This window comes from Winogradskyella sp. 4-2091 (assembly GCF_045765065.1).
Classification (GTDB): domain Bacteria; phylum Bacteroidota; class Bacteroidia; order Flavobacteriales; family Flavobacteriaceae; genus Winogradskyella.
Window position 1 is genome coordinate 94,791 of sequence record NZ_JBJKOD010000006.1, and the last position, 24,540, is coordinate 119,330.

The 24,540-nt window shown below is 32.0% G+C and carries 23 protein-coding genes; 15 read left to right on the forward strand and 8 right to left on the reverse strand.

Features of this window, described 5'->3' with window-relative positions:
* The first annotated feature begins 17 nt into the window (after positions 1-17).
* Together ACJBCC_RS09740 and ACJBCC_RS09745 are read left to right on the forward strand one after the other, a co-directional pair.
* Entirely contained in the window at positions 18-998 is a 981-nt protein-coding gene (locus ACJBCC_RS09740; RefSeq protein WP_407557087.1) for an acyl-ACP desaturase, read from the forward strand.
* A 9-nt stretch (positions 999-1,007) separates the two neighbouring features.
* Positions 1,008-1,670, forward strand: coding sequence for an HD domain-containing protein (locus ACJBCC_RS09745; RefSeq protein ID WP_407557088.1), 663 nt, complete (start codon positions 1,008-1,010; stop codon positions 1,668-1,670).
* Between the two features lie 5 nt (positions 1,671-1,675).
* Here the strand turns inward: ACJBCC_RS09745 and ACJBCC_RS09750 are convergent, their stop codons facing one another.
* Both ACJBCC_RS09750 and ACJBCC_RS09755 read right to left on the reverse strand, forming a co-directional pair.
* Positions 1,676-1,849, reverse strand: a complete 174-nt coding sequence (locus ACJBCC_RS09750; RefSeq protein WP_299097998.1) for a hypothetical protein — start codon at positions 1,847-1,849, stop codon at positions 1,676-1,678.
* Between the two features lie 17 nt (positions 1,850-1,866).
* Positions 1,867-2,745, reverse strand: coding sequence for an AraC family transcriptional regulator (locus tag ACJBCC_RS09755; protein ID WP_299098000.1), 879 nt, complete (start codon positions 2,743-2,745; stop codon positions 1,867-1,869).
* A gap of 267 nt (positions 2,746-3,012) precedes the next feature.
* On the opposite strand from ACJBCC_RS09755, the gene ACJBCC_RS09760 reads away from it, so the two are divergent.
* From ACJBCC_RS09760 to ACJBCC_RS09770, 3 genes are all read left to right on the forward strand, one after another.
* A complete protein-coding gene (locus ACJBCC_RS09760) occupies positions 3,013-3,570 on the forward strand; it encodes a hypothetical protein (RefSeq protein ID WP_407557089.1) in 558 nt (185 codons plus the stop codon).
* Between the two features lie 394 nt (positions 3,571-3,964).
* Complete coding sequence (locus ACJBCC_RS09765) at positions 3,965-4,522, forward strand: hypothetical protein (RefSeq protein ID WP_299098004.1); 558 nt, start codon at positions 3,965-3,967, stop codon at positions 4,520-4,522.
* A gap of 442 nt (positions 4,523-4,964) precedes the next feature.
* A complete protein-coding gene (locus ACJBCC_RS09770; protein ID WP_299098006.1) occupies positions 4,965-5,522 on the forward strand; it encodes a hypothetical protein in 558 nt (185 codons plus the stop codon).
* Between the two features lie 178 nt (positions 5,523-5,700).
* On the opposite strand, the gene ACJBCC_RS09775 is transcribed toward ACJBCC_RS09770, so the two are convergent.
* The 5 genes from ACJBCC_RS09775 to hemH form a co-directional block, all read right to left on the reverse strand.
* Entirely contained in the window at positions 5,701-6,483 is a 783-nt protein-coding gene (locus ACJBCC_RS09775; protein WP_299098008.1) for an enoyl-CoA hydratase/isomerase family protein, read from the reverse strand.
* Positions 6,484-6,497: 14 nt separating this feature from the next.
* Entirely contained in the window at positions 6,498-7,952 is a 1,455-nt protein-coding gene (locus ACJBCC_RS09780; protein ID WP_299098010.1) for an ATP-binding protein, read from the reverse strand.
* A 122-nt stretch (positions 7,953-8,074) separates the two neighbouring features.
* Positions 8,075-8,623, reverse strand: coding sequence for a CopD family protein (locus tag ACJBCC_RS09785; RefSeq protein WP_299098012.1), 549 nt, complete (start codon positions 8,621-8,623; stop codon positions 8,075-8,077).
* A gap of 58 nt (positions 8,624-8,681) precedes the next feature.
* Entirely contained in the window at positions 8,682-10,037 is a 1,356-nt protein-coding gene (locus tag ACJBCC_RS09790; protein ID WP_299098014.1) for an MATE family efflux transporter, read from the reverse strand.
* The gene (hemH, locus tag ACJBCC_RS09795; RefSeq protein WP_299098016.1) at positions 10,037-11,074 is read right to left on the reverse strand and encodes a ferrochelatase; all 1,038 of its coding nucleotides are present in this window, start codon (positions 11,072-11,074) and stop codon (positions 10,037-10,039) included. The genes ACJBCC_RS09790 and hemH overlap by 1 nt, the downstream gene beginning before the upstream one ends.
* 221 nt (positions 11,075-11,295) lie before the next feature.
* On the opposite strand from hemH, the gene ACJBCC_RS09800 reads away from it, so the two are divergent.
* Complete coding sequence (locus ACJBCC_RS09800) at positions 11,296-14,817, forward strand: TraB/GumN family protein (RefSeq protein WP_299098018.1); 3,522 nt, start codon at positions 11,296-11,298, stop codon at positions 14,815-14,817.
* On the opposite strand, the gene ACJBCC_RS09805 is transcribed toward ACJBCC_RS09800, so the two are convergent.
* Positions 14,814-15,713, reverse strand: coding sequence for a helix-turn-helix transcriptional regulator (locus tag ACJBCC_RS09805; RefSeq protein WP_299098020.1), 900 nt, complete (start codon positions 15,711-15,713; stop codon positions 14,814-14,816). The genes ACJBCC_RS09800 and ACJBCC_RS09805 overlap by 4 nt on opposite strands.
* A 209-nt stretch (positions 15,714-15,922) precedes the next feature.
* On the opposite strand from ACJBCC_RS09805, the gene hemA reads away from it, so the two are divergent.
* From hemA to ACJBCC_RS09850, 9 genes are all read left to right on the forward strand, one after another.
* The gene (gene hemA / locus ACJBCC_RS09810) at positions 15,923-17,170 is read left to right on the forward strand and encodes a glutamyl-tRNA reductase (protein ID WP_299098022.1); all 1,248 of its coding nucleotides are present in this window, start codon (positions 15,923-15,925) and stop codon (positions 17,168-17,170) included.
* On the forward strand, positions 17,163-18,743 hold the full coding sequence (hemC, locus tag ACJBCC_RS09815) for a hydroxymethylbilane synthase (protein WP_299098024.1): 1,581 nt from the start codon (positions 17,163-17,165) through the stop codon (positions 18,741-18,743). Before hemA ends, hemC begins: the two co-directional genes overlap by 8 nt.
* Positions 18,744-18,807: 64 nt before the next feature.
* Positions 18,808-19,164: a four helix bundle protein gene (locus ACJBCC_RS09820; RefSeq protein WP_299098026.1), complete on the forward strand. Its 357-nt coding sequence runs from the start codon at positions 18,808-18,810 to the stop codon at positions 19,162-19,164.
* 50 nt (positions 19,165-19,214) lie between these two features.
* Entirely contained in the window at positions 19,215-20,240 is a 1,026-nt protein-coding gene (hemE, locus tag ACJBCC_RS09825; RefSeq protein WP_299098028.1) for a uroporphyrinogen decarboxylase, read from the forward strand.
* 198 nt (positions 20,241-20,438) lie between these two features.
* Positions 20,439-21,206 (forward strand): EI24 domain-containing protein, encoded by a 768-nt coding sequence (locus ACJBCC_RS09830; RefSeq protein ID WP_299098030.1) that lies wholly within the window; start codon positions 20,439-20,441, stop codon positions 21,204-21,206.
* Entirely contained in the window at positions 21,206-21,763 is a 558-nt protein-coding gene (locus tag ACJBCC_RS09835; RefSeq protein WP_299098032.1) for a GNAT family N-acetyltransferase, read from the forward strand. Before ACJBCC_RS09830 ends, ACJBCC_RS09835 begins: the two co-directional genes overlap by 1 nt.
* A gap of 585 nt (positions 21,764-22,348) precedes the next feature.
* Positions 22,349-23,269, forward strand: coding sequence for an oxygen-dependent coproporphyrinogen oxidase (hemF, locus tag ACJBCC_RS09840; RefSeq protein WP_407557121.1), 921 nt, complete (start codon positions 22,349-22,351; stop codon positions 23,267-23,269).
* Positions 23,270-23,326: 57 nt separating this feature from the next.
* Positions 23,327-23,713 (forward strand): YchJ family protein, encoded by a 387-nt coding sequence (locus ACJBCC_RS09845; protein ID WP_299098034.1) that lies wholly within the window; start codon positions 23,327-23,329, stop codon positions 23,711-23,713.
* Positions 23,714-23,724: 11 nt separating this feature from the next.
* On the forward strand, positions 23,725-24,498 hold the full coding sequence (locus ACJBCC_RS09850; protein ID WP_299098036.1) for a hypothetical protein: 774 nt from the start codon (positions 23,725-23,727) through the stop codon (positions 24,496-24,498).
* Positions 24,499-24,540: the final 42 nt, after the last annotated feature.

Consider the following 24,540-nt stretch of genomic DNA (forward strand, 5'->3'; position numbering starts at 1 on the left):
CATAAATAACCGCATAAATGTCTTTAAAAAATATACGATTAGAAGTAATGCAGCATCTTGAAAAAGATGTTCAGTTTCTTATTGAAAAATACTTAATACCTGTTGAAAAGATCTGGCAACCAACAGATTTTTTACCAGATTCTAAAAAAGAAACCTTTTTTGAAGAGGTAAGGGAAATTAGAGAACTTTCTAAAGAATTAGACTATGATTTTTGGGTAGTTTTAGTTGGTGATATGATTACTGAAGAAGCACTACCTAGCTACGAGTCTTGGTTAATGGATGTAGAAGGTGTGGACCAAGTAGAACGCAACGGTTGGTCTACATGGCTAAGACACTGGACAGGTGAAGAAAACAGACATGGCGATGTTTTAAATAAATACCTATACTTATCTGGGCGTGTAAACATGCGCGAGATAGAAAAAACAACTCAGTATTTGATTAACGATGGTTTTGATATTGGTACAGGTAGAGATCCTTATAAAAACTTTGTTTACACTAGTTTTCAAGAATTAGCAACGTACATATCTCATAATCGTGTAGCTAAGATTGCAAAACAAAAAGGCAACAAACAACTGGCCAAAATGTGTAAGATTATTTCTGGCGATGAGATGCGTCACCACCATGCTTATTCTGAGTTTGTAGAACGTATTTTTGCTGTAGACCCTAATCAAATGATGATGGCTTTTCATGATATGATGAAGCGCAAAATAGCAATGCCTGCTCACTTTTTAAGAGAATCTGGCGAAAGTATAGGAGCTGCTTTTGAAGAATTTTCTAATACTGCACAGCGTATTGGTGTTTATACCTCTAATGATTATGTAGATATTTTACAAAAGCTTATAGATCGTTGGGATATTGGTAACATGATTGGCTTAAATGAAGAGGCAGAAAAAGCTAGAGATTATTTAATGAAATTACCTCCTAGAATGTATCGCTTATCTGAACGTATCAAAATACCGGAAAATTCATTTCAGTTTAAATGGGTAGATCCTGCATAAATTATTATAATGACAATTTCTGATGCTCAATTAATTGACGCTACAATTAACTTTGTAAAAAATGAATTAAAAAATGCTGAAGGTGGCCATGATTGGTTTCATATTGAGCGTGTATATAAAAACAGTTTATTAATTGCTAAACAAGAAAAGGTAGATATTACCATTGTTTCATTAGCAGCTTTACTTCATGATATTGCAGATTCTAAATTTCATAAAGGTGATGAAACTTTGGGATCAAAGATTGCAAGTACTTTTCTTTTAAAACATAATGTAGACAGTGAAATTATTGAACATGTTACTCAGATCATTGATAACATGTCTTTTAAAAATACTTTTGATCTAACGACAGCCTTTACATCTAAAGAAATGGAAGTTGTGCAAGATGCAGATCGCTTAGATGCTATAGGAGCTATAGGTATAGCACGTTGTTTTAATTATGGAGGTTTTAAAGATAGAGCGCTTTATGATCCAGAAGTAACACCTAATCTTAACATGACTAAGGCTGAATACAAATCTTCTAATGCGCCAACAATTAATCATTTTTATGAAAAATTATTGTTATTAAAAGATAAAATGAATACTAAAACTGGGAAACGTATTGCCTTAGAACGCCATAAGTATATGGAAGGGTTTTTAAAACAGTTTTACGCAGAATGGGAAGGTGAGAAGTAAATGACTTAGTTCTCTTTGGCAACTTCTAAAGCTGTTAACTTATACTCTATTGCTGCCATTTCTTCACCATAATGAATAATCTGGTCTGCAGTTAAAGTTTTATTAGTATTTACAGCATCTAAAATATCTTGCCCTTTCTTTGTATAATACGCAATTGTGATATCTATTTTATCTTCCATAAGTATAACGTATTGTATTAAACCATCATCATTTTTAATTCCCCTCGATATTTAGAGGCACTTTTACCAGTAAACTCCTTAAATAGTTTATTAAAGTGTGAAAAATTATTAAAGCCACACTCATAACTTACATCAGCAATACTCATTTGGCTCTCAGAAAGTAACTTAGTAGCATGTACTACTCTATATTCGTTTACGAGCTTAGTAAATGTTTTTCCTGTTACTTTTTTAAAGTAGCGACAAAATGCAGGAACCGTCATACTTACCTTTTCTGCTATTTCATCTAAACTAATATGTTCTTTAAAGTTTTGGTTAACATGCTTAAAAACAATATCAATCTTAGCACTATCTTGTGGTTCTGTTTCAAATGCAAAACCATCTACATTTAATAGGGTATAATCTTCAGACTTTGCTAAACCGTGTAATACTTCTAATAAAATTAATATTTTTTTAAATCCTTCCTTCTCATTAAGCTTTTCTATTTTAGAACCAAGCTTCTGCTTTGTTTTTACACCAAACAGAATTCCTTTTTTAGAACGCTCAAACAAAAGGTTGATTTTTTCCATCTCTGGAATATCAAAAAAATGATCTCCTAAAAATTCTGGTTTAAACTGTACTAAGGTTTCAGAACCATTTATAGTTAAACGATCTGTAAAACCATTATGCGGTAAATTAGGTCCAATTAATAATAACTGGCTATTATTAAAGTAAGATAAATGGTTGCCAATATGGCGTTTCCCTTGACCTTTGTTAACGTATACCAGTTCAATCTCTGGATGAAAATGCCAAAACGGCTTATTTTCACCTTTATAAACATCCATTTTATGCCTCCTTACTTTTAAGGAGCTACCAAATTCAGGGCTAATTTTTTCTAAAGTAGGTTTTCTTGCTTTCATAACATCTCAATTAATACAAATTTAAGGTATATTATTATTACTTTCTATGTAGAATTACCAAAAACATACACAAAATTAACCTTAATATTTATTTAACACCCTCAAAAGGTTAATTTTGTATATAAATTTGCCAAAATTGATGTTTTCCAGAATGAAATGCTGCCATAAATTTGCAGTGTTGATTTAATTGATCTGATAGATAATAAAATTGTCACTAAAAAAAATAGACAAGTTTTAAATTCAGTTTTAACTTAAAAACAAGATATTATGAAAACATTATTTAAAAACATTTTAGTATTAGCAGTGATGTTAGGAACATGCACAAGCTACGCAAATGCGACAGTAGAAGTTTCACGTACATTTAACAGTGTAAATGAAGGCGATTTAATTTCTGTTACTGATGCTTCGGGAGAAGTTGTATACAACGGTCGCATTAACTATTCAGGAAACATTCAAAATCTATATGATTTTTCTCAATTAAAAGATGGCGTTTATACAATAGAAGTAAATAAGGATTTTGAAATTAAAATAAACAAAATACAAGTTCTTAACAACGTTGTTACTTTTTTAGAAAGCTCAAATTCTACAATTTACAAACCAGTTTTTAGATCAGAAGATTCTAAAGTTATTGTATCTAAATTGGCAATTGACACAGATCATATGGAAATAGAGTTATATTTTGGAAATGACTTAATCTATACTGAAACCGTAAAAGGAGAAGATATAATAAACCGAGTTTACCAATTAGATAATACAAGAAAAGGAGAATACACTGCAATCATTAAAGCAAATGGGCGCGTGTATGTTGAAGATTTCAAATTATAGATTATTGTTTATACATTAGTTTTATTAGTTGAAAAGTGGGCCAAGAGCCCACTTTTTTATTTGCTATACTTTCCTGAATCATCTTCAAAGCAACTTAACTTTATGATTATATCTCCTAATTTGGTGTAAGATACTTAGCTATAAATTAAACCAAAGAACTTTTCTTCTAGTAAGTACAAAACAAAATTTATATCTAAGTCTTAGATCAAAATCTATAATTACAACCGAATATCTCACATCACTAAAATTAACTCAAAACTATTCTATTTTAACCCACCAAAAACACCTTTTGAGTAAACCGGTTAATTTTACATATAAACATGCCAAAATTGATGTTTTCTAGATAGTAAATGCGCTATACATTTGTATCAGTAATCACTTAATACAATTTATTATGAGAAAAGTATTTAAAAAATTATTAGTATTAGCTGTAGTGTTAGGAACATGTACAAGCTACGCAAACGAAGTTGTAGAAGTTAACACTACTATTAACTACGTAAAGAAAGGAAACCATATTTCTGTTTCAGATGCTTTTGGAGAAATCATCTATAGTGGAGAAATTAACTATAGCGGAAACCTCATTACACTTTACGATTTTACTCAATTAAAAAATGGTAAATATGATGTAGAAGTCACTAATGGATATAAAATAGAAATAAGTACAATAGAAGTTAACGATACTATAGTATCTATTTTAGAAACAAACAAAATGGTTATTTACAAACCAGTTGTTAGAAACGAAAGCTCTAAACTAATTATTTCTAAATTAGCACTAAATGGTGAAGACATGGAAATAGAGATTTACTATAAAGGTAATCTTATCCATACTGAAACTCTAGCTGGATCTACAATCCTTAATCGCGTTTTTAAATTAGATGAAACTCTTAAAGGCAACTACACAACTATTATTAAAACTAATGATAGAGTGTTTGTAAAAAATTTCAAAATCTAAATTGATGTCCTATTAATTTAAACTAGAAAAAAGGTAAGCTGTACAGCTTACCTTTTTTTTTTGCCTTGCAGCTTAAACATTAAATCCTGTTCAGATATAAAACCCACGATAATTACAGCAAAAAAACAGATTTCATCTTATTATACCGATACCTATTAATAATTAAAGTCCTTCCATCCATTAAGTCAATATCAACTACACCATATAATTATATGTAGATGGTAATTTTTAGCTTAATTATTGGGTACTTCTTAATTGCTCTAAAATTGAGGTAAAAATTGAATCTATGGCAAATTATCATAAATCTATACTATTTTAACAAACACTATTAAGACAATAGGCTATTCGGTTAAAATAACACACAAATCAGGCAATTATGATGTTTTCTATACTTACAATTCAATATATATTTGTATCAGTAATAACGTAATACAATTTTATTATGAAAAACGTATTTAAAAAATTATTAGTAGCAGCTGTAGTGTTAGGAACATATACAAGCTACGCAAACGAAGTTGCGGAAGTTAAGTCTTCTTACAACCACGTTGAAAAAGGAAATTACATTTCTGTATCAGATACTTCTGGTGAAGTTATCTACAGTGGAGAAATTAATTATAGCGGTAACCTAATTACACTTTTTGATTTTACACAGTTAAAAAACGGAACGTATAATGTAGAAGTTACCAAAGATTTTAAAATTGAACTTAACACTATTGAAGTAAAAAACAATGTGGTTTCTGTTATAGATTCTGACAAAAAAATGATTCATACTCCAGTAGTAAGAACAGAAGACTCTAGAATATTAATTTCTAAATTAGCTTTAGATGCAGAAAACATGGAAATTGAGCTTTATTTTGAAGGAGAATTAATCCATTCAGAAATAGTTGAAGGAGAAAAGATTTTAAACCGTGTGTACAAATTAGATGAAACTCTTGATGGAGATTACACAACCATCATCAAGTCTAACGACAGAGTGTTCGTCAAAAATTTTAGAATATAAATTGTTGTTTATATATTATTAGTTTATTTATTTAGTTAAAAAAGTGGGTAGTAGAGAACCCACTTTTTTTTGTTTAAAACATTTTATTTATTCTAATTAGAAAATTTCGTTACTTCTATACATTGCTAACTTTGTTGAACTTCAACATTTTAAATAAAAGTTAAAGAACTAGACACACTTAGTTACCAGGAAAATTGGCCTTTCGTTTTTCTAAAAATGCGGTTGTACCTTCTACAAAATCATTAGTGCCAAAGCATTTTCCAAATTGCTTAATTTCGGTCTCGTATCCATCCTTTCCGTCCTTATAATTTGCATTAATAGCTTTTATAGCTTTACTTATGGCTACAGATGAGTTTCGTATAATCTTGCTTCCAATTTTCTCTGCAAACGGTAATAATTCTTCTTGTGCTACGACGTGATTTATTAAACCATAGTTTAATGCTTGATTTGCATCAATCATACCTGCGGTCATTATCATCTCCATTGCTCTACCTTTACCAACTAGTTGCGGCAAACGTTGTGTTCCTCCATAACCAGGAATTACGCCTAATGAAGTTTCAGGTAACCCCATTTTTGCATTTGTACTTGCGATTCTAAAGTGACAAGCCATTGCCAATTCTAATCCTCCACCTAACGCAAAACCGTTTACTGCTGCTATTACTGGTTTACTTAAGTTTTCTACAAAATCAAAAAGTAGTGCTTGGCCTTGAGCTGCCAACTTACCTCCTTCTTTTATACTAAAATCTGCAAATTCACTAATATCTGCACCTGCAACAAAAGCTTTTTCTCCACTACCTGTGATAACTACAACCTTTGTTTCCTTATGGTTTTCTGCATCGTCAAATGCATCATGTAATTCTTGTATAGTATCTTTATTTAAGGCATTTAACTTTTTAGGTCTATTAATTGTTATGGTAGTAATACCATTTGAGTAGTTAGATATAATGTTGTTGTAAGCCATATATATTAAGTTTATTATTCTTTAGGAAAAGTAACCTTAAATGTTGTCCCTTTTTCTAATTGAGATGTAAAGGTAATACTTCCGTTATAAGTTTCTACAATGTTTTTTACCATAGCTAAGCCTAAGCCCATTCCGCTAGATTTGGTTGTAAATTTAGGTTCAAAAATTTTAGCTTTAGTATCTTCTGCGATACCAGAACCATTGTCTTCTATAATAATACTAACATTATCGCCTTCATTAACAACACTTACCTTTATTTTAGGGTTCTCAAAATCTTCAGGAATAGCCTGAATACCGTTTTTAACCAAATTTGTGACCACTCTTATAAGTTGCGTTCTATCAAATTTTGCAATTATTTCTTCGGTTTCTGGATAAAACTCAATGTAATGCTCATTAAAAATATCGAGTGCTAACTTTACAATATTTACAACGTTTAAGTTTTCGCTCTTCTGTGCTGGCATTTTAGCAAAATTAGAGAATGCAGATGCAATAGAGCTCATGGTGTCTATTTGCTCAATTAAAGTATTACTATATTCATTGACTTTTTGATGTATGTTTTCATCTTGTGGATCAAATTTTCTCTGAAAACTCTGTACCGTTAACCGCATAGGAGTTAACGGGTTTTTAATCTCATGGGCTACTTGTTTTGCCATTTCTCGCCAAGCTTGTTCTCTTTCATTTGTTGCTAAAACCACTGCACTTGCTTCGAGTTCATCTATCATACTATTGTATGCATTTACTAGCGCTTCAATCTCTTCACTTGTAGATTCTATTTGAATTTTTTTATTTCGCTTTTCTAATCGTGTTTCATTCATTTTATCACTAATTGTTCTCAGTGATTTTGTAATGAACTTAGATATAAAATAAGCAAATACTATAGCTACAAATATTAAAACCAAATAGGCATAAGCCAATCGCATTAAAAACTCCTTTAGTTCCTTATTTAAAAAATCATCATTTTCTAAATAAGGTAAATTTAAAATGGCTAATGTTTTAAATTTTTCGTCTGTTATATATGTATAAGATGATTGAAATGTTTGACCAGCTTCCTTGTTTTTTACAACATAACGATGGTCTACAGTGTTCGCTAAAGTTTTTAAAATTATAGGATCTAAAAATGCCTCAGTAGAATCTCGTAATATGGTTCGTTTTGAGCTCTTTAGTAGTCTACCATTTAAATCGTAAAGATTGATCTGTAGATTATGAATAGCATCTATATCAAATATTTCATCTTTAAATATAAGTGGAATTTTATCTGTAGTCTTTGGGTAAGTCGTCTCTCTTATTACAAAGTCAATACTTTGCCTAATCGCCTTTTCTTTGCGCTCTAAACGTTCTTTATGATAATCCTTTGCCTCTTCACGATATTGATAAATGGTTACTGCGGCTATTAAAACCGAAGCTACCAATACTAAAAGCACCATATTTATAATGATACGAGCTCTTAAGGACAGACGTTTTTTATTCATTTAAATTATCTTGAACGCTAAATTTTATACTGAATTATAAGTTTTAAATATAACAATAATCAATCCAAACTATTGAAGCGATAACCTCAATTTATGAATACTTTAATTTTTAAAACAAACTTTTATGCTTCAGGGTTTTTAGCCCTTATGTTTTTATAAAGCTTAAAGCCTAACATAATTAAAACACCTAAAACTACTAAACCAATAATTCCAAAAATCCAATTGATTGAGCTTTTTAGGATTACAAGGAACACAACGGCAAATAAGATAAATGTTGCACCTTCATTCCAAATACGCATATAACTTGAGGTTACTAAAACCTCATCATTTTGAAGTTGCTTATAATACTGATGAGTTTTAAAATGATAAATAAATAACAAAAACACAAATAGTAATTTAACATGCATCCAACTTTGCTGAAACCAACTTGGCATTAATATCATTAACCAAACCGCAAATAGCGTTGCTAAAATTGAAGAGGGCCATGTAATTATAAACCATAACCGTTTTGACATTAATTTTAGTTGCTTACCTAAGATTTCCTTTTCTGGTGATGGCTTATGAAAAGCTTCAATTTGATATACAAACAATCTAGGAATATAAAACAAGCCAGCAAACCATGTTATTACAAAGATGAGATGCAACGATTTTATGTAGTTGTAATATTCCATGAGATAAAACGGTAAGTTGAAAAATTATACAATTATGTAAAATTACAGATTAAAAATGTTACGCTGTTGTTTTTGGATTGAGATTTAAATTCACTTCACGATATAAAAAATAAGCCGTTACTAAAGTAGAAAGGAAATCTGCAATAGGAAATGATAACCATATACCAAATTCTCCCAAATATAACGGCAAAATATACATTAACGGAATAAAGAAAATGGCTTGTCTTGTTAAGGTCAATAACAAGGCTGGTAATGCTTTACCTACAGCCTGAAAATACGCTGCTCCAATAAGCTGTAGTGCTAAAATTGGCACAGCAGCAAACGTCCATCTCATATTACTTGGTGTTTCTCTTATAACATCTGCATCTGTTGTAAACCATTTGGTTATTACTTCCGGAAAAAACATAAGTGCTATAAAAACAATAGTGCCTAAAATTGTAGCATATTTTATAGCTGTAAAAATGACTTCTTTTACCCTATCGTATTTTTCCGCTCCAAAATTATAACCTGCAATTGGTATGAAGCCCTGTGTTATGCCAAAAACAGGAAATAACGCAAACATGCTTAACCTACCAATAATAGCATATGTAGTTACCGAAGTTTCTCCACCAAAATCGTAAAGCGCATTATTGACTAATAAAAACGTTACACTTACAACGGCTTGTCTGGCTAAAGTAACAAATCCTAAAGAGCTTATTTCTGACACTATAGCTTTATTAAAACCAAAATGCGAAAGGTTAATTTTTAATTCAGAATTTTTAGATAAAAAATACCAGAATATAAATAAGAACGCAACAATATAAGAACCAGTAGTTGCCCATGCTGCTCCAGCCATTCCGTAATCTAAAACATTAATAAAAACATAATCTAAAACTAAGTTACCAACGGATGGAATTAGCATAGCATACATGGCAAATTTTGGTTTACCTTCTGCTCTTATTACATTATTACCCAACATTACAAAGCCCAAAATAGGAACACCGTAAAGTATAATTTCGTAATATATTTTTGCAGGCTCAAAAATATTTCCTTTTCCTCCAAAAGCAGGTATTAGCGTATCTACAAAATACAAACCAAATACAGCAAATGTAATTGTAAACAAAAAGGTAAGAGACAACTGATTACCAAAAGTCTTTAAGGCTTTTGGTTTGTTATCTCCACCTAAAGCTCGCGAGATTATTGAAGAACCTCCAACACCAATGGCCATGCCCAATGCCGCAATAAAAAAAGAAACAGGTAGTACAACATTAATCGCTGCAATAGCAGTAGAACCAATCCAATTGCCAACAAAAATAGTGTCTACTAAGATATTTAGCGACATTACCAATATACCAATAGCTGCAGGCACAGCTTGCTTTATTAGCAATTTACCAATACGTTCAGTCCCTAAATCTTGTGACGATACTTTTGCCATTATATGGCTATATTTTCAGCATTTACCCATTCGTTAGCAATATTTGCAAGTACTTCGGTAAAATCGTCGCGCTCATTAAGACACGGAATAACAGTGAATTCTTCACCTCCCATTTCGTGAAAAATTTCTTCTCCTTCCATAGCAATTTCTTCTAAAGTTTCTAAACAATCGCTCACAAAAGCAGGTGTTACAATAGCCATTTTTTTAATACCTTCCTTACCCATTCTTTCAATGGTTCGATCTGTATATGGTTTTAACCAAGGGTCAAACCCAAGTCTTGATTGAAAGGTTGTAGAATACGTTCCATTTTTTAAGCCTAATTTTTTAGCGACATTTACGGTTGTAATTTCACATTGATGACGGTAACAAAACTCATGCTGCTTACTGCCTTTTTTAAAGCAACATTTTCCATTCATTTTGCAATTGCCATTGGTAATATCACTTTTTCTAATATGTCGTTCTGGCACGCCATGATAGCTAAAAAGAATATGCTCATAATCTAAATCATTTAAAACTTCTCCTATACTTTTAGAGAGTACGTTTATATAGTCTTGACGATGATAAAATGCAGGTGTTCTTGTGATTTTTACCTCAGGAAAAAATTCAGAAACCAACTCATCTACTTTAACATCAATAGTTTCTGTCGTTGCCATGGCAAATTGAGGATACAAAGGAACGGTTTTTATTTCTGTACAGCCCTTATCTACCAACTCTTGTAATCCTTTTTTTATGGTCATACTTCCATAACGCATAGCTAGCGCAACAGGATAATCCACTTTCTTTTGAAGTTTCTCTTGAAGTCGTTCTGATAGAACAATTAAAGGCGAACCTTCTTCCCACCAAATTTTCTTATAAGCAGCAGCTGAAGCCTTAGGCCTAGTATTTAAAATTATACCCTTAACCAATAACGTGCGCGCTAATAATGGTAAATCAATAACACGTTCGTCCATTAAAAATTCTCCGAGATACTTTTTTACATCCTTTGGATTTGGACTGTCTGGAGAGCCCAAATTGACTAATAAAATTCCTTTTGACATGCGTTTTTTTTTCTAACACAAAAATACAACACTAATTACAATAGTATAAGAAGAATAGTATTGCTTTTATTAATAGTGATATCACAAAATATTTTATGGCTTTTGTAGTTAAACTATTCATAATTCACATCTATATTTATTTCTTTTTAACGAGTTTTATTAATTATATATGGCTATTTAAAGGATTTAAATATCTTTACAAGACTCGACCAAAACATATTATGAAAAAAATCCTATTTATATTTCTTACATTTTTTACAACAATCGCTTTCTCTCAACAACAATATCAAAGCTTACTCTGGAAAATCACTGGTAACGGATTAGAAAAACCATCTTATTTATATGGTACTATGCACGTGAGTAAAAAAGTAGCATTCCGTTTAGATGACGTTTTTTATAAAGCGCTTAATGAAAGTGAATGTATTGCTTTAGAATCTGACCCAACAACTTGGCCAGGTTTTAACTATGATATGATGTTAGATCAAATGTCTGCATATAACAATAATAGTAATGAGTTTTACACCAACTTATTTAAGCTTACACATCCTGAAGAAATGGCTATTAGAGGATCTGTAAGAATGGACAATAATGCAGTTAATGCCTATTTATATAGAAAAAGCTATGCTTCAGATAATTTTGAAGAAGAAACATATTTAGACATGTTTATCTTTCAAGCTGGTAAGAAAAATAATAAAGATATTTATGCTTTAGAAGATTTAGCAGAGTCTCGCTATTTAACTACTAAAGCAGCTTATAATGCCAATAAAAAAGAGTTAGATCCCTGGGTTCAAAAACTGTATGCTAAGGAAAACCCATATTTAATTCAAGAAAATTTGTATCGCGATAGAAACTTAGATCTATTAGATTCTATTGGTGCTGGTGTAAATACAGAATTCTATAGAGAAAACATGCTATATATTCGTAATAAGAATATGGTTGTATCTCTAATAGACCTAATGCCAACTAAATCTGTGTTTGCAGGTGTTGGTGCAGCACATTTACCAGGTAAACAAGGCATGATTAATATGTTAAGAGAAAGAGGTTACACAGTAACATCCTTAACATCAGACCAAACGGATTATAGTAAAACCGAAAAAACGAAATTAGATAGTTTATTTATTGCACCTGTTCTTAAAAACCATAGTACACCAGATAATTTTCTTAGTATAAATACTTATGATGAATTGCGTGAATTCTCGTATGGTGGGCAAAAATATTACTTAGATCCAGATATGACTAATGGAGCTTATCTCACCATGAATAGAATTAGTCGCTTTACATATTTACCAAACGAAAAAGAAAATATTACACTTAAAGAAATAGATCATTTGCTCTATGAAGATATTCCAGGAGATATTATAAAAAAGGAAGAACTAACAAGTCCATATCCAGGAATTAGTATTGTTAACAAAACAAAGAAAGGCGAGTTTCAGAAATACCATATTTATCAAACGCCATTAGAAATTATTATTATAAAATTTGCTGGTAGAAGTGATTTTGTTCTAAAACACCAAAGCAAAATATTTGATTCAATATCACTAAAAACACCTTCAAACGACACTCAATTATTTGTTTCACCAAATAAAAAGTTTCAAGTCAATTTTCCTGAATACTATGTTTCTAGCAACATAAATAATTTTGGTAAAAAACTTATTGAGGGTCATAAAAACGATGCTTATTATTTTGTTGAAGAAGCAGCACTTAACGATATGTCTTACATTGAAGAGGATAGTTTTGAGGCGAAATATTTTCATCATGCATTATATAAAAACTACAAACTAAAAGAAGAAAAAGGTGGTTTTAAAGCTGGTGATTATAAAACATATGAGTCTAAAGCCCTTTTAGATTCTACGTCTAATAAAAGACTACATTTAAAAACAATTGTAAAAGACGGAAGCTATTATTTACTTGGTTATGTTGGTACAGATGAAGCTGATAAATCTGCGTTTTTTAAATCATTTAAATTCAATAAAACCGAATATCCAGAATTTAAAAAAGTTATAGATACTACGTTACACTTTTCAGTTAATACAAACTCAAAAGCACCAGGACCAAATCCTTATGGTTATGGATATGGCTATAACAGTGGAAAAAAAGATAAAGATTACGAGCAGAAAGTAAATGAAACAACATATTCTACAAATGCTAATGAGCAAATTTCAATTTCTAGAACTAAGTTTCACGATTTGCAAATGTATCATAACATAGATAGTCTTTGGTCTAGCTTAGAAAAGCAAGTGAATTACAGCTCATATTACTATAATGACAGTAAAAAATTCAAAATTTCTAACCGTTCATCATCTAAAAAAGACTCTATCTACACCAATCGCTTTAGCTACACAGATTCTGCAAGTGCGAAACAAGTTTTAGTTAAAAACATATTGAAAAAAGGCGTACTTTTTGAATTAAAAACGTTGGTAGATTCTATAAGTGGACCTTCAAAATTTGTTACAGAATTTTACGATTCCTTTACACCTATTGATACACTTATGGGTAAAAGCGTTCTAGAAGATAAGACTCAACAGTTTTTTGAAGCGCTTAGAGCCAAGGATAGTATAATCTTAGAATCCTATGGTTTAATTAAATTTAAAAAGCATAACAGCAAAGAGATTGTTTCTGTTTTAAAAGATTTTGAATTCGAAAAAGAACGATTAGACATTAAATCTCATTTAGTAGGAAAACTAATAGAAATAGATTTAAAAAACAATTTGCCTTTTATTAAGCAGCTGTATCATGATAGTTATTCTGATACACAAACACAAACGGCGATTTTAAATGGATTGTTTAATTCTAATGAAGAGGAGAATTATGAAATAGCATTAGAATTGATGGAACGCGATTTACCTTTAGGCAATGTAAGCAGCATGTTTTATAATTACTACGGCAAAGATTCTTTAGCTTTAAAAGCGACTTTATTTCCAAAAATATTAGAATATACAACCATTTCAGAATACAAACAGCCACTCTATAATTTATTGGTAAGAGCTGCAGATAGTGGTTTAATTAAGAGAAAATCTTATAAAAAGTATAAAAGTCAACTCATCAATGATGGAAAAATTGAAGTGAAACGTAATCTCGGAAATACTGGCTATGGTTACAACTCTTACTCGTACACATTATCAACGTATGTAAGGCTTATTTTCCCTTATAGAAAGGAACGTTCAGCTCAAGATTTCTTTGAAAAACTATTAAACGTCGACGATAAAAATGCGCTAGTAAAGTATTATGTATTATTAACGAAGGCGAAAGAAGACATACCAGCAAAATTGACGGAAAAATTAGTAGACGATGAAGAAAACCAATATTTACTGTTAGAAGAACTAGATGATGCTAAACTATTAAAGAAGCTAAAATCATTTAAAATTGACCAACAGCAGTTTGCTAAATCAAAGTTATTAGCTAATGCTAATTATGAAAAAGAACAAGATTCAATTCAGTTCCTTTTTAAACGCGGTTTTGTAACCGATAAAGGCAATAAAAATGCTGTGATGTATTTCTTTAAAGTAGACAAGGACGATGACTATTCTGGTAAGGTTGAGGCCTTACATTACATCTCTTTTATTAAACCTAAAGATCCAACCCAATTGGTTGTAGAATATTATTCTAAATCAGAAAGCTACGGAACTATAGTTGATAAAACTAAAGAACTAGAAGAGCAGTACACAGAAATTATCAATTTAGCTATCTACAAGGATAGAGAGCGAGTTACACCAAGTGGACGGGATGGTTATTACAATTATTAACTAGAAGCCGTAATATACTTCTTAGGCGTAGTACCAAATTTCTTTTTAAAAGCAGCGATAAAGTGGCTACCTGTACTGTACCCAACTTTTAGACCAACCTCGTTAACGTTATAATCACCAGATTCTAAAAGTTTACGTGCCACTTCCATTTTATAATCGAATAGAAAACTAAAAACCGAATCGCCATAAATCTGTTTAAAACCTTCTTTTAATTTTTTAAGGCTTAATTCTATTTCATCTGCTAATTCTTGTAAAGTTGGTGGCTCAGCCATATTGGCAATAATGATATCTTTTGCCTTCTTTAATTTCGCTACATTAACCTCATCTACTAAATAAGGACATTGCTCAATATCAGCATCTTCACTTCGGTTAAAAAACAAACTTAATAACTCATAAGCTTTACCTTTAAAATATAAGGACTTAATGGAATTGTTAAGATTAAAACTAATTAACTGATTCAATACTACAGCCATTGAAGGCGATATTTTACCGTCCTTATAATATTTTTTATCCTTATTATCTTCAGTTAAAAAGGTTACATAATTAGCATCGTCAGAAAATAAGCCATGAAACTTTTCAATAGATATTACTAAAGAAACCAACCAGGAATGTGGACGTAATTCTAAATGTATAGGTAAATCTCTTTGTGGATTGTAAAGCAATAACGAGGTTTCCTCATCTATATTCAGGGTATAATTACCTTGATTAAACATAAATGCCGCGGATCCCTTATTGCAAAAATGAAATTGAATATAACTGCTATCAATCTCACGTTCAAGAACTTTAGCGGTATCGTTATCGTTTTTACTTGTTATAATAAAAAAGCCATCTTCAATATGAGTTTCATCAAAAGTACCTTTAGCGATACTTTTCGAGTCCATTTTTTCTAAATTCATTTCAATCTTATTTAGATTCGTTCTAAACAAAAGCTTTAAAAACCCTTGATTACACTACAAAAATATGATAATTATCATGTTTTAGTGAAAAACTATCTTAAAAAACCAGAAACGATACTTTAAGTTCTTCTAGCGTTGTTTTTTTATAAATATCAAAATTACATTTGCGCTGTTACTTTCCTAAGTCAGGTAAACGAGTAAAGCAACACATGCCAAACAGAAGCAAATATTTTTACGCTATAGGCCTCAGCTATAAAAAAGCTGATGCGCGCGTACGTGGTCATTTTAGTTTAAGCGATGATGCAAAACAAAACGTTTTGTCTCAAGCAAAACAAAATGGTGTAGATAGCCTATTAGTTATTTCTACATGTAACAGAACTGAACTTTATGGTTTTGCAGAACACCCTTTTCAACTGATTCAGTTATTGTGTGATAACACAAAAGGAACCGTTGAAGAATTTAGAGAGGTTGCATATGTTCATAAAAACAAAGAAGCCATTAACCACATGTTTCGTGTGGGTTCTGGTTTAGACAGTCAGATTCTTGGTGATTTTGAAATTATAAGTCAACTTAAATTCGGTGCAAAAGCATCTAGAAAAGTAGGATTGTTAAATTCATTTACAGAACGTTTAGTGAATTCTGTAATTCAAGCTAGTAAGCGCATTAAAAACGAAACAGAATTATCTTCTGGTGCAACGTCTGTCTCTTTTGCCTCTGTTCAATATATTATGAATAACGTAGAAACCATCTCTGAAAAGAATATTCTACTTTTCGGAACTGGAAAAATTGGAAGAAACACCTGCGAAAATTTAGTAAAACATACTAAGAATTCTCATATTACCTTAATCAACAGAACAAAAACAAAAGCTGAAGAAGTTGCTGGCAAATTTAATCTTGTGGTAAAAGATTACGAAGATTTAAGCCAAGAACTTAATGCTTCAGATATTGTTATTGTTGCAACAGGCGCACAAAACCCTACGATTTATAAGTCTTTAATCTCAACTGAAAAGCCATTATTGGTATTAGATTTATCAATTCCTAAAAATGTGAACGAAGATATTAGAGACCTTTCTAATATTACCTTAGTACACTTAGATGATTTAGCGAAAATAACGGATGACACCTTAGAAAAACGCAAAGCCTTTATTCCTGCAGCTGAATCAATAATAGAAGACATTACAGCCGAATTTAATGCATGGTTAGACACCCTAAAATTCGTCCCAACCATTCAGGCTATAAAACATAAATTAACAGATTTTAAAAATTCTGAATTCAATACGCAACGTAAAAAAATGTCTGATTTTAATGAAGACCAGGCAGAATTAATTACGAATAATTTAATTCAGAAAATCACAAATCAGTTTGCACACCACTTAAGAGAAGATAGTACGTCTTCAGATGAAAGCATTGAGCTTATCAAAAAAATATTTCAGTTAGAAACTACCGATAATGTCTAAATTAATTCGCATTGGCACACGCGACAGCCAGCTCGCTATGTGGCAAGCAAAAACTGTTCAATCTCAACTTGAACATTTAGGTCATAAAACCGTACTTGTTCCCGTAAAATCAACAGGAGATTTAGTTCTCGACAAACCCTTGTACGAACTTGGTATTACAGGAATTTTTACAAAAACCCTAGATATAGCCATGCTAAATGGTAATATTGATATTGCTGTGCATTCCTTAAAAGATGTGCCAACAGTTTTACCTAAAGGCATTGTACAAGCTGCTGTTTTAAAACGTGGAAACATTAATGACACTTTGGTTTTTAAAGACAATGAAGAGTTTTTATCTGCTAGAGATGCCGTTATAGCAACCGGAAGTTTAAGACGACGCGCACAATGGCTTAACCGTTACCCAACGCATACAATAGTTGGTTTACGCGGTAATGTCAATTCTAGATTAGAAAAACTTGAAACCAACGACGATTGGAATGGAGCTATTTTCGCAGGTGCAGGTTTAGGTCGTTTAAATATTACACCAGAAAACTCTATTAATTTAGGTTGGATGATTCCTGCACCAGCACAAGGTACTATTATGATTACGGCTTTAGAAGCTGATGAGGAGACAAGAACTATCCTATCAGAAATCAACGACGAAACCACTCAAATCTGTACCTCAATTGAGCGCGAATTCCTAAACCGTTTAGAAGGTGGTTGTACTGCACCAATTGGAGCAATTTGTTACATCAATAAAGAGGAAGAAGTTAATTTTAAAGGTATTCTTTTAAGTAAAGATGGCACCAAAAAGATTGAAGTCACTAAAGTTGTGCCTTTAGGTAAACATGAAGAAGTTGCTGAATTTTGTGCGGATTATATCATTGGTAAAGGTGGTAAGGTTTTAATTGACGAATTAACGCAAGGCGATAAAATCACTAATATATATTCCACAAAAAAACTAACCAACGACCAAGTTGCTCAGTTTCATGATGACGTGGTTGCACAAAGCAATGATTCTGTAAAAATTAATCCTAACCGATTATCTAAGAACATCGTTCGTAACGAAATTGAAAATGTTATTATTACCAGTCAGAATGCTGTTGAAGCCTTATTGACTAACTTTTCTGCCGCAGAATTACAATTCAAAAATATTTATTGTGTAGGTCGAAAAACGAAGCGTATTGTTGAAAAACGCATAGGAAAAGTGAAGCATTACGAACAGAATGCAAAAGCTTTAGCCGACCATATGGTGGAACTTATGGATGGTGCAGAAGCAACGTATTTCTGTAGTAATTTAAGATTAGATACTATTCCAGATATTTTATCAGAAAACAACATAAAAGTCAACGAAGTAGAAGCCTACGAGACAAAGTTTGATGCCGAAAAAGTAGAAGGCGATTTAGATGGTGTAATGTTTTACAGTCCATCTACGGTTCAAAGTTTCTTAAAACAAAACAAAGCAAAAGGTATTGCATTTTGTATAGGAGAAACGACGGCAACTGAAGCCAAAAAGTATTTTGAAGATGTAAGAGTTGCTAAAGTACCTTTGGTAGAGAGTGTTGTGGAGTTGGTTAATGCGTATTATTTGTGATTGCTATTGGCTTTTAGCGGTTAGCTGTTAGCATCACTGTTGTGAAAAGTTAAAAGTTGAAAATATGAGAAATTTTAGGATACTTGAAATTTGGAAAAATGGAATTACAATTGTTAAACAAGTTTATGTCCTTTCTCAGCAATTACCGTCAGAAGAAAAGTTTGGTTTAAGAAGTCAAGTTACAAGAGCAGCCGTTTCAATTCCATCCAATATTGCTGAAGGATGCAGTAGAAATAGTGATATAGAATTTAAACGATTTCTTGAAATAGCAATGGGTTCACTTTTTGAAGTTGAAACACAATTAATTATTTCTAAAGAACTCGAGTTTATTCCTGAAGAAAATTTAAAAGTCATTTTTGAACTTATTCATAAAGAGGCAAGAATGATAAATAGTTTAATAAGCAAGATTAAAAACAGCTAATAGTAACTGGCGAAAAGCCAAAAGCTAATAGCCAAAAGCCAAAGGCTAACATGATAAAAAACGATTTATTCCTTAGAGCATTAAAAGGCGAAACCGTAGAACGCCCACCAGTTTGGATGATGCGCCAAGCAGGTAGATATTTACCAGAGTTTATGGAAATCAAAGCGAAATATGATTTCTTTACACGTTGCCAAACACCAGAATTAGCAAGTGAAATAACGGTTCAACCAATTCGTCGTTACGGAATGGATGCTGCAATTTTGTTTTCAGATATTTTAGTGATTCCACAAGCGATGAATATTGAGGTACAGATGAAACCTAATTTTGGCCCTTATTTACCAAATCCTATTCGCTCTCAAAAGGATGTGAATAATGTTATTGTTCCTGATGTCAAAGAGGCTCTAAACTATGTTTACGAAGCTATAAAAGCGACTAAAGAAAAACTAAACGATGAAATTCCGTTAATTGGTTTTGCTGGTTCGCCATGGACCATCTTATGTTATTGTGTGCAAGGACAAGGCTCTAAAAACTTTGATAAAGCCAAAGAATTTTGTTTTACAAATCCAATTGCTGCGCACCAGCTATTACAGAAGATTACAGATACAACCATTGCCTATTTAAAGGAAAAAGTAAAAGCAGGTTGTAATGCCGTTCAAGTATTCGATTCTTGGGGAGGCATGTTGTCGCCTGTAGATTATCAAGAATTTTCTTGGCAATATATTCAACAAATCATTGATGCTTTAAAAGACGACGCACCAGTAATCGCCTTTGGAAAAGGCTGTTGGTTTGCCTTAGATACAATGGCAAAATCTGGCGCTTCAGCTTTAGGAGTCGATTGGACCTGTTCTGCTAAAAACGCAAGATACTTAACAGGAGGAAACATTACCTTACAAGGTAATTTTGACCCAACACGTTTATTTTCGCCACCTGCAGAAATCAAAAAGATGGTTACTCAGATGATTAATGATTTCGGAAAAGATAAATATATCGTTAATTTAGGTCATGGTATTTTACCAAATATTCCTTTAGAGAATGCAAAAGCATTTATTGATGCTGTAAAAGAATATAAAAGCTAAAACCCATCCTTACCGATAGCTATCGGGATTCCCAATTGGGAAGGAACACAAACTCGGACGGCTTACTCATTTTAAAAAGTGTTTAAATATTCCTAACTTTTGAAGTGAACTTTAAAGCATAGCGAGTTTAGTCATCAATTATTGTAACTTGAAGCCTCTTTTTGCGTCTTTTAAGTAATCATCATCAAAAACAATAATATGATAAAGAATATATTAAAAGGTATCCAAGCTTACACAGGTACGTTAGCTTTAATTTCAAAATTAAAACTTTGGAAGTATTTTGCTATTCCTATAATCATTAGTGTTGTAACAGCATTTATCATAGGATTATCCGCTTACGGTTTGTCAGATAATATTGGTCGTTTTATTGCGAATATTTGGCCTTGGGATTGGGGAAGTGAAACCTTTGCTTCAATTTCTACTTTTATTGGAGGAATTGTTGTTATCGCGATTGGGCTTATCTTATACAAACATATTATCATGGCATTTTCTGCGCCATTTATGAGTCCGGTTTCAGAAAAAATTGAAGCCCATCTCACAGGTATAGAACGTCATAACCATAGAAAAACCTCGTTTCAAGAACAACTATGGAGAGGGATTAGAATAAACATTAGAAATTTAGGTAAAGAACTATTGTTTACAATTCCATTATTGGTATTAAAATTTATTCCGATTATTAATATATTTTCAACCGTTTTATTATTTCTGTTACAAGCTTATTACGCAGGTTTTGGTAATATGGATTATACTTTAGAACGTCATTATAAATACAGAGAAAGCGTAAAATTTGTTGGAAGACATAAAGGCATTGCCATAGGAAATGGTATCGTTTTTATGCTGTTTTTATTAATTCCTGTGGTGGGTGTTATTCTCGTTTTACCAATGAGTGTAACAGCATCTTCGCTTAATACCGTAAAATTAATTGAACAGGAAAAAACTTTAAGTCAAAATACAGTAGTCGTATAATGATTGCACTATTTAACGGTTTCGAAATTAATCCAATCCATAGTGGAGACGCTTGGAAAGTTTGTAATTTCTGTGTGGCCAATGAAGACCGATTAAAACGCTATTTCCCCAAAACTTTAGAACAAAATCTTAATCCGACCTTATCTAATTATTTTGTAGAGTCAAAAGTGAAAGCCTTTGAAAACAAAGATGAATTTCTATTCACATTAAAACATTCTGAAACTAGGGAACTAGCTGGATTAATCTATCTCAAAGAACTGAATTGGGAAACCAAGCAAGGCGAATTTGCGTATTGTATTGGCTATACATTTGAAGGGAAAGGCCTAACTTCTAAAGCGATTAAACACTTGTCTCAATACGCTTTTAATAATTTAAGCTTAGAAACACTTCAAATAATCGCACATAAAGACAATTTAGCGAGTGTAAATGTGGCTTTAAAAAATAATTTTACGTGGATAAAAACCTTGATTAATGAGTTTACACCAATTGGAGAAACACCTTTGGATATGGAGTTGTACGAGTTAGTTTCTGATTCCTGTAAGGTTTCCAAAACCTGACAGGTATTAACCCAAATGATAATAATTAAGTAGAATTTGACTATGGAAAAATTAAAAAAAGGGCATGTTTTTCACATTTATAACCGAGGAGTTAATGGAACCAACATTTTTAAAGATGACGATAATATGTCATATTTTTTAACTTTAGTTAAAAAACATCTTTCTGATTCTATTGCAATTCTAAGTTACTGTTTACTTAATAATCACTTTCATTTTATAGTTGAAATTAAAAATGACGATGCCTCACAAGCATTTTCAAATTTATTTAATGCTTACAGCAAAGCTTTCAATAAACAGAATTTTAGAACTGGCACTTTATTTGAACGTCCTTTTAAAAGAAAACTGATTAAAGACGAAGAATATCTTAAAAACCTAATTATATACGTTCATAAAAATCCCGAAAATCACAAAATAACAGCGGATTTTTCCAGTTATAAATTCTCATCATTTCAGAGTTTTTTAATAAATAGTGAAAGTATAATCGATTCAAAAAAAGACGATGTAATTTCGTTATTCGAAAACTTAGAAAACTTTAATTATATGCATCAAGATACTGCTAAAAAAGACCTGTCAGGTTTTGAAAACCTGACAGGAGATTTAAAGGTCAAAGACAAATTCTTCAAATACATTCACCAATTACAAGACACTATCACTTCTAAACTTGAAGCCGTAGACGGCAAAGCCACGTTTCAAGAAGATATTTGGGAACGCCCAGAAGGTGGTGGCGGACGAACACGCGTTATAGAAAACGGTAACGTTTTTGAAAAAGGTGGTGTCAATATCTCTGGTGTTCATGGGAAATTACCAGACTCTATGCAAAAATACTTTGGTGTAGAAGATGCCGATTTCTTTGCTTGCGGACTAAGTTTAGTATTGCATCCTACAAACCCTATGGTGCCAACCGTTCATGCAAATTGGCGCTATTTTGAAATGTATGATAAAGACGGCAATATTGTAGACCAATGGTTTGGCGGTGGACAAGACCTAACACCTTATTATCTGTTTGAAGACGATGCCAAACACTTCCATCAAACCTGCAAAACGGCTTGCGATAAGCATAATCCCGAGTTTTATGCCAAATACAAAGCCCGTTGCGATGAGTATTTTTATAACGCACACCGAAATGAAGGGCGTGGTTTAGGAGGTTTATTCTTTGATTATTGCAAAGCAACAGATGAGATGAGTATGCAAAACTGGTACGACTTTGTCACTGAAGTTGGCGATAGTTTCTTAGAAGCCTATGTGCCGATTGTTGAAAAACGAAAAAAATTAAACTACACAAAAGCGCAACGCGACTGGCAAGAAATAAGAAGAGGACGTTATGTAGAATTCAATTTGGTGCATGATAAAGGCACGTTATTTGGTTTAAAAACTAATGGGCGAATTGAAAGTATTTTAATGAGTTTACCACCACATGTACAATGGGTTTACGACCATCATCCTGAAGCTGGAAGCGAAGAAGAAAAACTGATTAAAGTATTGCAAAATCCAGTGGACTGGGTTTGATTTAAATAGACCTGTCAGGTTTTTAAAACCTGACAGGTCTGAGCAAAATTAAAAACAATGAACTGTTACTGCGGAACGACCAAAACCTACCAAGACTGCTGTGAAGTTTTCCATCTCAACCACGGAAAAACAGAAACAGCCGAACAACTCATGCGTTCTAGATATTCCGCTTTTGTCCTTGCCAATGGCGATTATTTAATGGCTACTCATCACCAATCTACACGACCAATAAAAGAGAAAAAAGCAATTGTGAAATGGGCAAAATCTGTACAATGGATTAGACTCGAAATCCTAGAAACTTCAGAAGGCACTAAAAATGATGTTAATGGAATTGTTACCTTTAACGCTTATTTCTTTGAAAACGGAAAAGTGGATGTTATTCATGAAAAATCGACTTTTGTAACAGAAAATAATCGTTGGTATTACTTAGGATTAAGTCAATAAAAAATTAAATTATGTGGAAATTATTTAAACGTGTATTTCTAATTATTAACATAAAAACATTTGTAATCACTGGTTTGGCAATTGCTTCAACTGCTATTTGTTTACATTTTCATATTAAAGCAGATTTCCCATTAACATTAATTGGTACAGCCATTGTGTTCCCTATTGTGTTTTCAATTGGTGGTGCTTACAAACGTAGAGAAGTTGCCTTAGACGAATATGGTTCTATTAAAGCACACGGAAGAGCACTTTATTTTGCCGTTTCCGATTGGTTAGAAAATCCGCCTCAAGAGCTTAAAGACGAATTGAAAGTGCATCTCAGCAACCTATTAAAGTCTTGCAAACATGTGTTTTCTAATTCAGTTGAAGACTTAGAGGAAAATGAAAAAGCCGTCTATCATAGTTTTCAAGATTTATCAAAGTTCATAAAAAGCATGCGTTCCCATGGCTTACCTTCTGGCGAAGCTTCAAGGTCTAATCAATTTTTAAGTAAGATGATGATTTCTTTTGAGCGTGTAAAACACATCTACCAATACAGAACACCAAGAACATTACGCACCTATAGTGACATTTTTATTGTGGTTTTACCTGTTATTTACGGTCCACATTTTGCTCATAATGTAACGAGTTATAACTTCGGGTTACAATATGCTGTACCAATTATGTTTAGTGTTATTTTGGTGGCTTTAGATAATATTCAGTCGCATTTAGAAAATCCTTTTGACCAACAAGGCGAAGATGATGTTTACATCAATAATGATAAATTTATCAGGAATTTGGAATAATTACATCAAGACCTTTCAGGTTTTTGAAACCTGTCAGGTCTG